This window comes from Aliiroseovarius crassostreae (assembly GCF_049803815.1).
GTDB lineage: Bacteria > Pseudomonadota > Alphaproteobacteria > Rhodobacterales > Rhodobacteraceae > Aliiroseovarius > Aliiroseovarius crassostreae_A.
Genome location: NZ_JBNAGI010000001.1, coordinates 1,145,584 through 1,160,594, shown reverse-complemented (window position 1 = coordinate 1,160,594; position 15,011 = coordinate 1,145,584). Strand labels below are relative to the sequence as shown.

Below are 15,011 nucleotides of genomic sequence, written 5' to 3'. Positions count from 1 at the left end.
GAAAAAAGGTGTTGCGGCTGGTGATGGATAACCTTAGAACCCACTTCACCGGCGGCGCTGAGGCGCACAACGGGACGCCAGACGGCGCGGACGACGGGGTCGAGAGACGCAAGAGGAAGCAAAGTTTGGTGGAAAAACAGGGGCTTATCGGCGGGTTGCGCTAAAGGAAACGGCAGCGCTTCTGGTTGGTTTTTGTCTCTGGGTTCTGGTTTTACCGGGATCCGCGCTCTTTGACATTGATGGTATCTGAAGAGATATGTGGGCGGTTTGGTTCATTCGATGAACAAACAACTGCACATATATCCAACTACCTAGGGGTTCGCCCCGATGATGGATAGTCAGCTTCACTGTTTGTCGGCTTTCGGTATCTTTTGATACTGATGTCACAAACAGAAGTAGGTTCAACCAGCCGGTTGGACCGGAACGTTTCCAAGTCAATTGGAAGCACAGTATGTGCAGAGGTTCGAACGTCAAGGATACGCAGTAATGCGTTTCAACTTGAGAGTTTGATCCTGGCTCAGAACGAACGCTGGCGGCAGGCCTAACACATGCAAGTCGAGCGCACTCTTCGGAGTGAGCGGCGGACGGGTTAGTAACGCGTGGGAATATACCCGGTACTAAGGAATAGCCACTGGAAACGGTGAGTAATACCTTATACGCCCTTCGGGGGAAAGATTTATCGGTATCGGATTAGCCCGCGTTAGATTAGATAGTTGGTGGGGTAATGGCCTACCAAGTCTACGATCTATAGCTGGTTTGAGAGGATGATCAGCAACACTGGGACTGAGACACGGCCCAGACTCCTACGGGAGGCAGCAGTGGGGAATCTTGGACAATGGGCGCAAGCCTGATCCAGCCATGCCGCGTGAGTGATGAAGGCCCTAGGGTCGTAAAGCTCTTTCGCCAGGGATGATAATGACAGTACCTGGTAAAGAAACCCCGGCTAACTCCGTGCCAGCAGCCGCGGTAATACGGAGGGGGTTAGCGTTGTTCGGAATTACTGGGCGTAAAGCGTACGTAGGCGGATTAGTTAGTCAGAGGTGAAATCCCAGGGCTCAACCCTGGAACTGCCTTTGATACTGCTAGTCTTGAGTTCGAGAGAGGTGAGTGGAATTCCGAGTGTAGAGGTGAAATTCGTAGATATTCGGAGGAACACCAGTGGCGAAGGCGGCTCACTGGCTCGATACTGACGCTGAGGTACGAAAGTGTGGGGAGCAAACAGGATTAGATACCCTGGTAGTCCACACCGTAAACGATGAATGCCAGTCGTCGGGCAGTATACTGTTCGGTGACACACCTAACGGATTAAGCATTCCGCCTGGGGAGTACGGTCGCAAGATTAAAACTCAAAGGAATTGACGGGGGCCCGCACAAGCGGTGGAGCATGTGGTTTAATTCGAAGCAACGCGCAGAACCTTACCAACCCTTGACATCCTGATCGCGGATCGTAGAGATACTTTCCTTCAGTTCGGCTGGATCAGTGACAGGTGCTGCATGGCTGTCGTCAGCTCGTGTCGTGAGATGTTCGGTTAAGTCCGGCAACGAGCGCAACCCACATCCTTAGTTGCCAGCAGTTCGGCTGGGCACTCTAGGGAAACTGCCCGTGATAAGCGGGAGGAAGGTGTGGATGACGTCAAGTCCTCATGGCCCTTACGGGTTGGGCTACACACGTGCTACAATGGCAGTGACAATGGGTTAATCCCAAAAAACTGTCTCAGTTCGGATTGGGGTCTGCAACTCGACCCCATGAAGTCGGAATCGCTAGTAATCGCGTAACAGCATGACGCGGTGAATACGTTCCCGGGCCTTGTACACACCGCCCGTCACACCATGGGAGTTGGTTCTACCTGACGGCCGTGCGCTAACCTTCGGGAGGCAGCGGACCACGGTAGGATCAGCGACTGGGGTGAAGTCGTAACAAGGTAGCCGTAGGGGAACCTGCGGCTGGATCACCTCCTTTCTAAGGATGTATCTAGAATTTGAGCTTGCTCAAATCGTGATGCACTTAGCAAAAGATCTGTCCTTTGCAGATCTATATCAGCACATTCATTTGTGTTTTGGGCCAGGCCGTCCTCATATCTCTTCAGTCCAAGTAAAATCAAAGACAGACCTGCCGGTCTGGTAAGGGTCGGTAGCTCAGGTGGTTAGAGCGCACGCCTGATAAGCGTGAGGTCGGAGGTTCAAGTCCTCCTCGACCCACCAACCTGTAATTTGCGTAAGCAAATTATCAGGAGCAACAGTTCTTCTTGGCGGGAAGCGACAGGTTATTCGCATGCGAATGACCGAGAGCGGCTCACAGGAATTGGTCTGTAACCTTCTCGGCAGAATTTGCACGCAAATTCGCCTGTCAGGTATCCGCGAATTGGTTCCCAATTCGCTCTAGGGGCCTTAGCTCAGTTGGTAGAGCGCCTGCTTTGCAAGCAGGATGTCAGGAGTTCGAATCTCCTAGGCTCCACCAAATCTTGCCCATCCTCGATTTGATCGTTAAGCACCTTCGGGTTCTTAACCATCCAATCGGATGACACTAATTTACATCGTTAAGAGAGAATACAATAACAACACTGTTGATCGCACAAGTGGGTGCAGATCTCAGCGCGGTTCTTCTTCGGAAGAAGGTTGATTTAGATCCTTTTCCTCGGATCTTCTTCGATATCCCGCCTGAAACGACGGTGTTGTCCAAGTCAAGTACACTAACCAAGGTCTGAGAGATCAGATCTTATGTTCCTTATCCTCTGCGTGGGGCCGACCGACATCGGCAGCGCGGGTTCCAGGGTAAGGAGCGGGAAAGTATGCTTTTGGTCCAGTTTGTCCCGCAAGGGATAAGAGGTCAGATGAACAAAAGGTCTGTCTTCTTCTGGATCAAATCAAGCGCGAGAAGGGCGTTTGGTGAATGCCTTGGCAGTAAGAGGCGATGAAGGACGTGATACTCTGCGATAAGCTTTGGGAAGGCGAGAATAGCCGTGATACCCAGAGATCTCCGAATGGGGGAACCCACCTGACAGTTCATTATAATAACTTCGGTTATTTATAGTGTTCTGAAACAGGTACTTAAGACCTGAATACATAGGGTTTTAAGAGCAAACCCGGGGAACTGAAACATCTAAGTACCCGGAGGAAAGGAAATCAATTGATACTCCCCTAGTAGCGGCGAGCGAACGGGGACCAGCCGAGCCTTGAGTGTGGATAGAATGGTCTGGAAAGGCCAACCATAGTGGGTGACAGTCCCGTATATGAAGCATGATAGGACGTATTAAGTAGGGCGGAACACGTGAAATTCTGTCTGAAGATCGGAGGACCACCTTCGAAGGCTAAGTACTCCTTACTGACCGATAGCGAACCAGTACCGTGAGGGAAAGGTGAAAAGCACCCCGACGAGGGGAGTGAAACAGTACCTGAAACCGAACGCCTACAATCAGTCGGAGGCCCCTTGCGGGCTGACGGCGTACCTTTTGTATAATGGGTCATCGACTTGGTCTATCTAGCAAGCTTAAGCCGTTAGGTGTAGGCGCAGCGAAAGCGAGTCTTAATAGGGCGAATGAGTTAGGTGGATCAGACCCGAAACCGAGTGATCTAGGCATGGCCAGGTTGAAGGTGCGGTAACACGCACTGGAGGACCGAACCCACATCTGTTGAAAAAGATCGGGATGAGCTGTGCCTAGGGGTGAAAGGCCAATCAAACTCGGAGATAGCTGGTTCTCTGCGAAATCTATTTAGGTAGAGCGTCATACGAATACTCCCGGGGGTAGAGCACTGAATGGGTAATGGGGGCCCACAGCCTTACTGATCCTAATCAAACTCCGAATACCGGGAAGTACTATATGGCAGACACACAGCGGATGCTAACGTCCGTTGTGGAGAGGGAAACAACCCTGACCTACAGCTAAGGCCCCTAATTCATGGCTAAGTGGGAAAGCAGGTGAGACGACCAAAACAACCAGGAGGTTGGCTTAGAAGCAGCCATCCTTTAAAGATAGCGTAACAGCTCACTGGTCTAAATAAGTTGTCTTGCGGCGAAGATGTACCGGGGCTCAAGCCATGAGCCGAAGCTTAGGGTGTGCGTAAGCACGCGGTAGCAGAGCGTAGTGTGACATAGTTCCATTCCTCATTAGGTTCTTCGGAACCATTTGAGGATCGGAGCTTTCAGTGAAGCCGGCCTGTGAGGGATCCGGTGGAGAGATCACTAGCGAGAATGATGACATGAGTAGCGACAAAGGGGGTGAGAGACCCCCTCGCCGAAAATCCAAGGGTTCCTGCTTAAAGCTAATCTGAGCAGGGTAAGCCGGCCCCTAAGGCGAGGCCGAAAGGCGTAGCCGATGGGAACCAGGTTAATATTCCTGGGCCAGAAGGAAGTGACGGATCTCGAAGGTTGTTCATCCTTATCGGATTGAATGGGCAGCTTAGAGGTTCCTGGAAATAGCCCTTCATGAGACCGTACCCTAAACCGACACAGGTGGATAGGTAGAGTATACCAAGGCGCTTGAGAGAACGATGTTGAAGGAACTCGGCAAAATACCTCCGTAAGTTCGCGAGAAGGAGGCCCAGTTTCTACGCAAGTATTGACTGGGGGCACAAACCAGGGGGTGGCGACTGTTTACTAAAAACACAGGGCTCTGCGAAGTCGCAAGACGACGTATAGGGTCTGACGCCTGCCCGGTGCCGGAAGGTTAAAAGGAGGAGTGCAAGCTCCGAATTGAAGCCCCGGTAAACGGCGGCCGTAACTATAACGGTCCTAAGGTAGCGAAATTCCTTGTCGGGTAAGTTCCGACCTGCACGAATGGCGTAACGACTTCCCCGCTGTCTCCAACATCGACTCAGCGAAATTGAATTGCCTGTCAAGATGCAGGCTTCCCGCGGTTAGACGGAAAGACCCCGTGCACCTTTACTACAGCTTCGCACTGGCATCAGGCACAACATGTGCAGAATAGGTGGTGGGCTTCGAAGCAGGGACGCCAGTTCCTGTGGAGCCTCCTTTGAGATACCACCCTTGTTCTGCTTGATGTCTAACCGCGGTCCGTTATCCGGATCCGGGACCCTGCGTGGCGGGTAGTTTGACTGGGGCGGTCGCCTCCTAAAGCGTAACGGAGGCGCGCGAAGGTTGGCTCAGAGCGGTCGGAAATCGCTCGTTGAGTGCAATGGCAGAAGCCAGCCTGACTGCGAGACTGACAAGTCGAGCAGAGTCGAAAGACGGCCATAGTGATCCGGTGGTCCCGAGTGGAAGGGCCATCGCTCAACGGATAAAAGGTACGCCGGGGATAACAGGCTGATACTGCCCAAGAGTCCATATCGACGGCAGTGTTTGGCACCTCGATGTCGGCTCATCTCATCCTGGGGCTGGAGCAGGTCCCAAGGGTACGGCTGTTCGCCGTTTAAAGAGGTACGTGAGCTGGGTTTAGAACGTCGTGAGACAGTTCGGTCCCTATCTGCCGTGGGTGTAGGATACTTGAGAGGAGTTGCCCCTAGTACGAGAGGACCGGGGTGAACGATCCACTGGTGGACCAGTTGTCGTGCCAACGGCAGTGCTGGGTAGCTATGATCGGACAGGATAACCGCTGAAGGCATCTAAGCGGGAAGCCCCCCTCAAAACAAGGTATCCCTGAGGACCGAGGTAGACTACCTCGTCGATAGGCCAGAGATGTAAGCGCAGCAATGCGTTCAGTTGACTGGTACTAATGGTCCGATAGGCTTGATTTGATCCAGTAGAAAGCAAACCTACTGACAATCAAAAGCATACACACCATAGTGTACAAACTTGGACTTGGATTTTTACTCGGTTTGGTGGTCATAGCACAAGTGAAACACCCGGTCCCATCCCGAACCCGGCCGTTAAGCACTGTCGCGCCAATGGTACTGCATCTTAAGGTGTGGGAGAGTAGGTCACCGCCAAACCTAGTAAAAATCCAATGTATTCCCTCATAACGATGACAAATACAAAAACGCCGCTTGCAGAATTGCAGGCGGCGTTTGACGTTTTAAACTCTACAAAAATTTGCGCTGTATGAAACACGATCTGGTGTAGCCGATTGTAGCGGCATCCGAATACCATCAATGATTTGGAGCGCTGTACGTTCCGCTTCAGGCAGCGTGGATTGTGGTGGCCCGTCAGCGGCGCACCCCCCTTAATGCTCGATTGATCGACCATATCTTACCAACACGGTTTCCAGCCCGGGGTTCGGGAGCGGATCGCTCAATTCTCCATTGGAACGATGATCGAGGGACACGCCCACGCGATCTCCGTTTGCGTGGTAGATCCCCACCTCAATGCCCGAGCGAAACTCCAGCGGGTACCCAAGTTTTGGGCCGGTATCTGACCGCATCCACCAGCCGGGCATAAAGCTAAGCTCGGCATAACCGTGCCCGTTGGCGGTGGAAAACTCATTCACCGCACCCGCCCCAATCCAGACATCGCCAAGTGTATCGACCGAGATTCCGACGGCAGGGCGGAAGGGGCCGAAACTGACCGGGGCGTCCAGACGGTAATAGGCCTCTTGCCCGATCACATCCGCTTCAAACACCACCTGGCCGGCCGCCATCGTGTGGCGAATCCCTGTCCATGCGGCGCTGACGCAGCCACGGTCACAATGGTTGACTGCCATGTCGATCAACCCGGTGAGCAGGAACAATACCGCCAATGTGCCGTCCATGAAGGGCTCCTTTCAGAACAAAGACTTAGGGCAATCTTGCGGGAAAGTCACCTGTCGGAAAGAGATGAAAGAAATATGACAGTTTTTTGCCATGACCCCCTTGTGGTTCCCGATCTGCGGGCGTATATCAACCCCACTGTCGCGGGATGGAGCAGCCCGGTAGCTCGTCAGGCTCATAACCTGAAGGTCGCAGGTTCAAATCCTGCTCCCGCAACCAAAAAACGCCTCGTAGTTAATCTACGGGGCGTTTTCATTTTGGCCATCCGAAACCCGTCAGGGGCTATGGGTTGGTGTCTTTGGCTTTCAGGCGTCGAGCGTAAATCGGGATCGACAAGAGGTAGCAAAATCCGAATAGAGACAGGGTTTCCCAGGGGAAGACCAGGCCGCAGGCGAAAAATACGGTTGCCAAAATGATAAGAAGGGACTGCGCTGACGTGGGAATCGTAAGCGATTTCAAAGATATGGTTGGGACGCGTGAGGCCGCCAAAAGGCCGCAGAAAAACAGGTAGACTGTGACCAGATAGGGGTGATCTGTTACAAGATCCCAGCCAAGAAGGTGCAGATAAACCGGGATCAGTGACAAAAGCGCCAGGATCGGTGCAGGCACACCTTCGAAGTGGCCGCAGATTTCATCTTCGACCGAGGCATTGAAGCGGGCAAGCCGAAAGGCACAGCATACGGCAAGAAACATGACGGCCACCCAACCAAAGTTGGAATAATCTGTGCCGTTGAAGATGGTCATGAACAGGATCAGGCCGGGGGCGATGCCGAAGTTGAAGAAATCGGCAAGGGAATCGAGTTCTTTCCCCATTTCGGACTGGCTGTTTAACGCGCGTGCCACACGGCCGTCGATCCCATCCATGACCATCGCGATCACCAGGGCAACCACGGCCAGCTCGGTGCGTTCCGTGAAGGCCAGTCGCACCGCTGACAGGCCCACACAGATCGAAAACAGCGTGATCAGGTTGGGCAGCGCGGCCTTGATCGAGAAATGGCCGTTTTGAGGTTTGTTGCCGGGTTTCATATCCGCTGCCCCAGACGGGCGTCTTGAGGGCCTTCCATATCGGCCAGGATGGTTTCCCCGGCAACGGCGGTTTGACCAAGGGCAACCAGCGGCGCCACACCTTTGGGCAGATAAACGTCAAGGCGGCTTCCGAAACGGATCAACCCAAATCGATCTCCTGCTTGCAGAGGATGGCCAGGGGCCACGAAACACACAATGCGGCGCGCGACCAGTCCGGCGATCTGTGTGATGCCGACGCGCATTCCATCTTCGCGTTCAATGGTGATGGAGTTGCGTTCGTTATGTTCACTCGCCTTGTCCAGCGAGGCGTTGACGAACTTCCCGGCGTGATAGTTTACGTGGGTAACCTTGCCGGAAATCGATGCGCGGTTTACGTGGCAATTGAAGACGCTCATGAAGATCGAAACGCGGGTCAGCGGTTCTTCTCCCAGGCCCATGTCGGCCGGTGGCACCACCTCCTGGATAAGCGATACGATCCCGTCTGCAGGTGAAATGATCAGGCTTTCGCCTTGTGGTACAATCCGGTCCGGGTTGCGGAAGAAGTAATAGCACCAGACCGTCAACCCCAGACCGATCCAGAACAAGGGCTGCCAGATCAGGGCCAGCACCAACGTTACGGCTGCGAAGATGGCGACAAATTTACGCCCTTCACGGTGCATCGGCACCACAACAAAATCCATCATGTTCATCGGTCGACTCCGCACCAAATGGTCAATAAGCCCGTTGATACCCTGACCCGCGACGGGCAAAGCAGCTTGCGGGGCAAGTTGCGTATAAATCGCCTTATCCGGTGCGTGATTCAAGCGAAGAAGCGGGATTGGACGACGGAACTTGCAGTCTTTATACCAATTCAGGAGACTTTTGCATGCATGGCACCGAATTGGGCGGCTGCAAAGCGTAGAGAGGAGGCCCCGATGACGCGCTTGATCAAGGCGGTTGCCTTTGATGCCTATGGCACTTTGTTTGACGTTTATTCCGTTTCTGTTCTGGCTGAGGAGATGTTTCCTGGCTTTGGGGCAAAAATTGCGTCCACCTGGCGGGAAAAACAGATTGAATATACGCGCTTGCGGACGCTGTGCGCGCGGCATGCCGACTTTTGGCAGGTGACCGGGGATGCGCTGGACTTCACCTGTGCGTTTCATGGGGTGGAGCTGTGTGCGCAAAAGCGGGGCGTGCTGATGGAGCAATATGCGGAGCTTACGGCGTTCCCGGAAAATCGTGCAGCCTTGCAACAGGTGCAGGATGCGGGTGTGCCGATGGCGATTCTGTCCAACGGGACGCCAGAGATGCTCGACAGTGCGCTGACCTCATCGGGATTGGCAGAGTATTTTGACCATGTGCTGAGCGTCGAGGAAGTGGGTCGGTTCAAGACCGCACCCGAGGCTTATAAGCTGGGCCCCGATGCCTTTGACTGCGCCCCATCCGAAATCTTGTTTGTGTCGTCAAACTGTTGGGATGTCTGCGGCGCCACCTGGTACGGGTACACAACCCTTTGGCTAAACCGTTTTGGTCAACCGATGGAGCGCCTGGGCGTCAGCCCTCATCATCTTGGAACATCGCTGAACGATGTTGCCGAGGTGATTGCAGCCGGGCAATCGTGATTGCGATCAGACCGGATCACGCAGGAACTTCAATCTGGCCGGATGTCACGGAACTTTGCAGCAATCGTTTAAGTGGCATGGGACGGGACAACAGAAACCCCTGTCCAAAATCGGCCCCGAATGTCGTCACAAATTCCTGCTGCTCAGGGGTCTCGATCCCTTCGGCGATCACCTGAACATTCATTTTATGGGCCATGTCCAAGATGATCTTGCACAGCGTTTCGGCCTTGGCATTCTCGGGAAGGTCGCGAATGAACTTGCGGTCGATTTTCAGGAAATCGATCTTGTGCTTCAGGAAGTAGGAGAGCGAGGAGTAGCCGGTGCCAAAATCGTCCAGCGCCAGCTGAAGCCCCGCGGCCTGAAACGAGGCCAGACGTTCTGCCATCGGACCGCCATCATCCAGCAAGGCACTTTCGGTGATTTCGATGACAAAATTTGACCCGGACAACCCGTTTCGCTGCAAATTATCGGTCCAGCTTTTCAGGGCGGCCATATGTTCGTTCAATTGCATCGGAGAGACATTGATGCAGATCTGGAAGGCTTGCCCGAACTTTTTTTGAAGCTTTGGCAAGGCTTTATGGCATTCATGAAACACCAGCTCCCCTAAGGGTTCGATCAATCTAATCTCTTCTGCCAGCGGTATGAACTGATCAGGGGGGATGTTGCCATGATCGCCATGCTGCCAACGCAATAGCGCTTCGGCCTTGGTGATCTGGCCGGATCTAAGATCAACAATCGGTTGGAAATGCACATCAAAGTCGCCGTTGTGAACGGCCTTGTGCAGGTCTGAAATCATGTTCAGCTTTTCTGTCGCGGCGCGTTGGATGTCCGGGCTGAACGGGGTGGCGCGGTTGCGACCTGTGGATTTGGCCACATACATCGCCTGATCCGCAGCTGAAAGCAGGGTTCCCGAGGTGTCGGCATCGGTGGGGTATCGGGCAATGCCCAGGCTGGCGGTCAGATGAACCTTTTCACCATCCAGATCATAGGGCCTGGCGATGTCGGCCAAAAGTGATGAGGCAATGTCATCGACTTTGCGCGCCTGTGCGCCGTTGAGCACCACCACAAACTCATCCCCGCCGTAGCGCGCGATATCCAATCCAGTACCGCCCTGATTGCGCAGCCGCTTTGCCACCAGGGACAGCATCTGATCGCCCGCCGCGTGCCCCAAACGATCATTGATCTGCTTCAGGCCGTCCAGGTCCAGAAACAAGACCACAACGTCCTTGCCGCCCTTTTGTGCATGCTGGATTTTCTCGTCCAGGGTTTCACACAATGCGGCGCGGTTCAAAAGCCCGGTCAGCGCATCGTAATGGGCCTGAAACCAGATCGTTTCGTTTGCACGTTTTTGGTCGGTCATGTCCCGGGCAAGGATGACGTATCTGCTTAAGGTGCCATCTGGTTTGTGACTGGCATTGATGCTGAGCCAGACCGGGATGGAGGTATTGTCGTGACCCAGAATCTCGATTTCACCATCCCATCCACCGTTGGCCCGGGCTTGTCGAAACCCGGCAACTGTGGATTGACGGCTGGTCTTGTGGACCAGACTGGGAAAGTCCACATGCATCAGAAGGGAGGATGACGCCCCGACAAGCGTGCGGAAGGCCGGGTTCACGGTCAGGATTTCCATCTTTTCATTGGTGACAACCATGCCTTCCGAACTGCTGTCATAGACGACGGTCGACAGGCGCATGGCGTCTTCGGCGCGGGCTCTGGCGGTGATATTCCGGATGACCAGAACGGTTTCATCGCCGCCGCTGATGGCGCAGGCGCGGGCTTCAAACGTCTGCACACCATCACCAAGATCCAACTCGTATGTCCATGTTACCACCTCTCGTGTCACATGATGCGTTTGAATGTGACGTTCAAACTTCTGCGCGGCATCCGGAGGCAGCAGATCTGACATGCGCTTTCCCATAAACTGTTCCGGCGGCATCAGCAGGTCTGTCATGTCATGGGCGTGGTAATCGACAATGGTTTGGTCGTGATCTATTCGGAAATAGATATCTGGCAGAGCGTCCAGAACCGCCTCGAGCTCTTCCCGGCGCTGTCTTTCCGCCAGCTCCGCAGCGCGTCGACTGTGCTGTTCCCGGGCAAAACGCGTGCTGAGGAAAGCAAACTCTTCGACCGTTCCGGTTGGTTTGGCCGAAGGCGGCTCATGAAAGTGATCGTAGCTGGCCACCTGCCCCACGGAACGGGTCAGGGAGTTTAGCGGACGCAATATGGCGTGCTGGGCAATCTGATGCACCGTGAACCAAATAATCAGCCCTGCAAGGGTTAGAATGCCGATGCTCCGCATGGCTTGCCAATTTGCTGCGGCCAGGGCGGAGTCGAGAGGAATGCCTATCACGACATCAAGGGACCCGCCGGAGTTTTCGCTGAACAATGCCTTCCGGTAATACAGGCGTCGCGTATCCTGGTCCTGTTGCACAAGCGTATCGCCAATGCCCAGTTGATCCGGGATCGAAAGCCCAAGTTCGGCGGGCGACATGCCCAGCTGAGACAGGTTTGGCGGGTATCGGGCCACCAACTGCCCCAAACTGTCCAGCACAAAAGCCACGCTGCCCAAAGGCATATCGCGCGTGTTGAGCTGTTCGTTCCAGTGGCGCAGAGACATGACCGCGACAACAACCCCGGGCGGGTGTTCCGCCGTGGAAGCCGGGGCCAGTGGATAGGCGAAGTTCACGCTTGGGATTTTGGTGGCGCGATCATGCTGGACGGATGAAATGGCAAATCGGCGTTCTGTCAGAGCTTGCTGGAAATAAAGCCGATCCGCGACGTTCACAGGCATATCCAAGGGCAAAGCATTGCACCGAAGATCACCGCTGGCTGATGGAACACCCAGATTGGAATAATCGGTTGCAAAAGGCAGGATCGACTGCAGAAAGCGTGTGCATTCCTCACGGGCTGGATCCTGGACCGCGGGCAGCTGGACCAGTTGTTTCAGAAACGTTTCGGCATCGGCGACGGTCTTTTCCTGTTTTTCCGACAATCGATCCGCGATCAAAAGGGCGTCAGCCCGCCGTTCTTTCAGGATTGCGTGTCGGTCAAGCAGGGTTTGCACAACCACAAGTAGGATTGCCGGGGCAGCAATCAAAAGCAAAATGGACCTGATCCTGGCACCTAGCGTCGACATAAGGGGATATCTCAAAATACAACGCAATCTTAAGGCGATCACACCTTAAGGCAAGCTTTCATTTTTGAACCATGCCCCCCGATAGCCATGTTTGATCTGGATCTGAAGAAAGAAGGCCAGCCGTCCGCCGACACAGTGGTCGGAAGCGGCCTCGGTTGCACCTGGGTGCGAACAGACGGCTGGCAGTATGTGCGGGTCGCCCATGACCGTTCCTTCACGGGACAGTTGCACATTGGTGTTTCCGGAATCTGCTGGCCTCACCCAAAGACAGCAGGGGTGGAAACAGAGGCCGCATTTGCTGTTTGCCGTGGCGATATTTTGGGCAAACCCGCCCCGCGGGGCATGCGACAAGGTGGTGCCAGCCGAACAAGGGACGCAGCCGACTGGCACCCACCCGCGGACACGCTCGGAAACTCGATTTCGCGGTTACGATGTGGGAGGTCGAAATCGCAGGAGAGAGGAGAGTGCCGGGGTGTTTGAACAGGGTCAAAGGGAACGTTTCATCGGGTCTGCATCCAGGGGCAGGTTGCCCGGGTGATGGACGCGGTGGATGAAACCCCTTCTTCGCAGAATTCTCCTTTTGTGAAATCGCACAGAAATCCCGTGCGATCATGATCTGATTGTCCGCAAGATGGCCGCATTTCGCAGGCGCGTTCTTAACGAAAGTCAAGATTGTCGCAGTTTCTGCAATTTTGCGCCGAGGCGATCCCCCGCGCGATATCGGGGTGTGGCGCGGTGCTGGGGGACAATTGGGCCGGATCGGAATTTGAATTTCCGTCGCGCGCGCGTGCGTAAGAAGCGGTGCGAGATGGGGCCGTAAATTGCGAAGTTCAATTTTTCGTTAGCTTCGTTGACAAATGTCAAGACTCGCAACCCGCACACATTCCATCTTTCCCCTGCCTCACCAAGCAAACGGAGAGTGATCATGTCACTTGGAATCACCTACAATAAAACACGCCATACGCTAGGGATTGGTTTCGCACTTCTGCTCGGCAGCGTCGCTCTGCCGGCTGTTGCTGAAGGCCCCACCCTGAGCGAGGAAGCCTTCGAAGCTTCTAAACAACTTTACTTTGAACGCTGCGCCGGTTGTCACGGTGTTCTGCGCAAAGGCGCCACCGGGAAAAGCCTTGAACCGGTTGTGAAGAAAAAGAATGCCGACGGCACCGAAACGGTTTCCGGTACGCTGAAACTCGGTCAGGAACGCCTGGAGAAAATCATCTCCTGGGGGACCGAAGGCGGCATGAACAACTTCTCGGACATCATGACCGAGCAAGAAATCAAAGACATGGCGACCTACATCCAGATGGATCCGCCGAAGCCGCCAGAAATGTCGCTGGCGCAGATGAAAGAGACCCGCAAGGTCTATGTTGAAGAAGCCGATTACCCGACCGAGCCACTGCACGGCCGCAACTGGGAAAACTTCTTCGTCGTCATCGAACGTGACGTAGGCAAGGTGGCCGTGATCGACGGCGACACCAAAGAAGTTCTGGCCCACATCCCGACCGGGTATGCTGTGCACGTTCTGAAAGCCTCTGAGCACCATAAACTGGAAGAGCCGGAAAACCCGGGCCGCTTCTGGTACACTATGGGCCGCGATGGCAAGATGACCAAGATCGACCTCTGGCAGACCCCGGACAAGATGCTGGTTTCGGAAGTCACCATTGGCTATGACGCCCGCGACGTTGCGGTGTCCGGCGACGGCAAATACGTGATCGGTGGTGCCTACTGGCCTCCGCACTTCGCCATCGTTGACGCAAACACCATGGAGCCGCTGAAAGTTGTTTCGACCCGCGGGACCAACGTGGACGGCGACTATGTGGAAGAAAGCCGCGTGGCAGCCATCTACACCACGCCGAACGAGCCGACCTGGATCGTTGCCGTGAAAGAGCTGGGCCAACTGTGGCAGGTGGATTATTCCGACCTGGACAACCTGCGGATCGACAAGATCAACTCGGCCAAGTTCCTGCATGACGGGTTCTTTGATCCGACCGGTCGTTATTTCCAAATCGCGGCCAACGCATCGAACAAGATGGTTGTTGTCGACACCCAAGAGCGCAAGCTTGAAGCGATGATCGACGTTGCTGCCCTGCCGCACCCCGGCCCGGGCGCCAACTGGAACGACCCGAACTGTGGCCCGGTGGCCGGGACCACCCACCTCGGCGAAGGCACCGTGACGGTTTGGGGCAACGACCCCGAAGGCAACCCGGATAAAGCCTGGAAAACCTGCTATGAGGTTGAAACCGACGGCGCAGGCCTCTTCATTCGGACCCACCCGAACTCGGATTACATCTGGGCTGACCAGACCAAGCACCCGGAACTGGAAGTGCAGCAGTCTGTGCAGGTTATCTCGAAAGAGACCGGTGAAATCGTGAAAACCATCCAGGTGACCGAAGACGAAGGCAACGTTGCCGTTCACTTCGAGTTCAACAAGGACGGGACCGAAGTTTGGGTTTCGAAATGGAACCGGGCTTCCTCGAAAGAGCCGAACGGCGAAATGGTTATCTATGACGCCAAAACTCTGGAAGAGATCGGCCGCGTGAAAGGGCTCTATGCTCCGACCGGTAAGTTCAACGTCTACAACCGTTCGAACCACGTGACCTAAGTCAAGA

General features: G+C 54.6%; 6 protein-coding genes, 3 tRNA genes and 3 rRNA genes. 8 read left to right on the top strand and 4 right to left on the bottom strand.

Annotated features, from left to right (window positions below; genetic code table 11):
* The first annotated feature begins 494 nt into the window (after positions 1-494).
* The 5 genes from ACP15V_RS05745 to rrf all read left to right on the top strand — a co-directional run bounded on the left by ACP15V_RS05745 (position 495) and on the right by rrf (position 5,886).
* A 16S ribosomal RNA gene (locus tag ACP15V_RS05745) occupies positions 495-1,960 on the top strand.
* A 165-nt stretch (positions 1,961-2,125) separates the two neighbouring features.
* Positions 2,126-2,202, top strand: a tRNA-Ile gene (locus ACP15V_RS05740).
* Positions 2,203-2,382: 180 nt separating this feature from the next.
* Positions 2,383-2,458: transfer RNA gene (locus tag ACP15V_RS05735), tRNA-Ala, on the top strand.
* A gap of 404 nt (positions 2,459-2,862) precedes the next feature.
* Positions 2,863-5,691, top strand: a 23S ribosomal RNA gene (locus tag ACP15V_RS05730).
* 80 nt (positions 5,692-5,771) lie between these two features.
* A 5S ribosomal RNA gene (rrf, locus tag ACP15V_RS05725) occupies positions 5,772-5,886 on the top strand.
* Together the 16S, 23S and 5S rRNA genes with 2 tRNA genes alongside form the textbook arrangement of a ribosomal RNA operon.
* A 230-nt stretch (positions 5,887-6,116) precedes the next feature.
* Here the strand turns inward: rrf and ACP15V_RS05720 are convergent.
* Positions 6,117-6,641, bottom strand: a complete 525-nt coding sequence (locus ACP15V_RS05720) for an acyloxyacyl hydrolase (protein WP_424942697.1) — start codon at positions 6,639-6,641, stop codon at positions 6,117-6,119.
* Positions 6,642-6,781: 140 nt separating this feature from the next.
* Here ACP15V_RS05720 and ACP15V_RS05715 point away from each other — a divergent pair.
* A tRNA-Met gene (locus ACP15V_RS05715) sits at positions 6,782-6,858 on the top strand.
* 63 nt (positions 6,859-6,921) lie between these two features.
* Here the strand turns inward: ACP15V_RS05715 and ACP15V_RS05710 are convergent.
* Both ACP15V_RS05710 and ACP15V_RS05705 read right to left on the bottom strand, forming a co-directional pair.
* Positions 6,922-7,665 (bottom strand): CDP-alcohol phosphatidyltransferase family protein, encoded by a 744-nt coding sequence (locus tag ACP15V_RS05710; protein WP_424942696.1) that lies wholly within the window; start codon positions 7,663-7,665, stop codon positions 6,922-6,924.
* Positions 7,662-8,354 (bottom strand): phosphatidylserine decarboxylase, encoded by a 693-nt coding sequence (locus tag ACP15V_RS05705; protein ID WP_424942695.1) that lies wholly within the window; start codon positions 8,352-8,354, stop codon positions 7,662-7,664. The genes ACP15V_RS05710 and ACP15V_RS05705 overlap by 4 nt, the downstream gene beginning before the upstream one ends.
* A gap of 18 nt (positions 8,355-8,372) precedes the next feature.
* Between ACP15V_RS05705 and ACP15V_RS05700 the strand changes: the two genes are divergently transcribed.
* A complete protein-coding gene (locus ACP15V_RS05700; protein WP_424942694.1) occupies positions 8,373-9,266 on the top strand; it encodes a haloacid dehalogenase type II in 894 nt (297 codons plus the stop codon).
* Between the two features lie 16 nt (positions 9,267-9,282).
* Here ACP15V_RS05700 and ACP15V_RS05695 read toward each other — a convergent pair whose 3' ends face one another.
* Positions 9,283-12,402, bottom strand: a complete 3,120-nt coding sequence (locus tag ACP15V_RS05695) for a bifunctional diguanylate cyclase/phosphodiesterase (RefSeq protein ID WP_424942693.1) — start codon at positions 12,400-12,402, stop codon at positions 9,283-9,285.
* Positions 12,403-13,327: 925 nt separating this feature from the next.
* Between ACP15V_RS05695 and ACP15V_RS05690 the strand changes: the two genes are divergently transcribed.
* Positions 13,328-15,004: a cytochrome D1 domain-containing protein gene (locus tag ACP15V_RS05690; RefSeq protein WP_424942692.1), complete on the top strand. Its 1,677-nt coding sequence runs from the start codon at positions 13,328-13,330 to the stop codon at positions 15,002-15,004.
* Positions 15,005-15,011 lie beyond the last annotated feature (7 nt).

What these genes read in the sequence shown, in the direction of transcription:
- ACP15V_RS05710 (WP_424942696.1), bottom strand. Translation starts at nt 7,665, where the DNA reads ATGAAACCCGGCAACAAACCTCAAAACGGCCATTTCTCGATCAAGGCC.
- ACP15V_RS05695 (WP_424942693.1), bottom strand. Translation starts at nt 12,402, where the DNA reads ATGTCGACGCTAGGTGCCAGGATCAGGTCCATTTTGCTTTTGATTGCT.
- ACP15V_RS05720 (WP_424942697.1), bottom strand. Translation starts at nt 6,641, where the DNA reads ATGGACGGCACATTGGCGGTATTGTTCCTGCTCACCGGGTTGATCGAC.
- ACP15V_RS05705 (WP_424942695.1), bottom strand. Translation starts at nt 8,354, where the DNA reads ATGAACATGATGGATTTTGTTGTGGTGCCGATGCACCGTGAAGGGCGT.
- ACP15V_RS05690 (WP_424942692.1), top strand. Translation starts at nt 13,328, where the DNA reads ATGTCACTTGGAATCACCTACAATAAAACACGCCATACGCTAGGGATT.
- ACP15V_RS05700 (WP_424942694.1), top strand. Translation starts at nt 8,373, where the DNA reads ATGGTCAATAAGCCCGTTGATACCCTGACCCGCGACGGGCAAAGCAGC.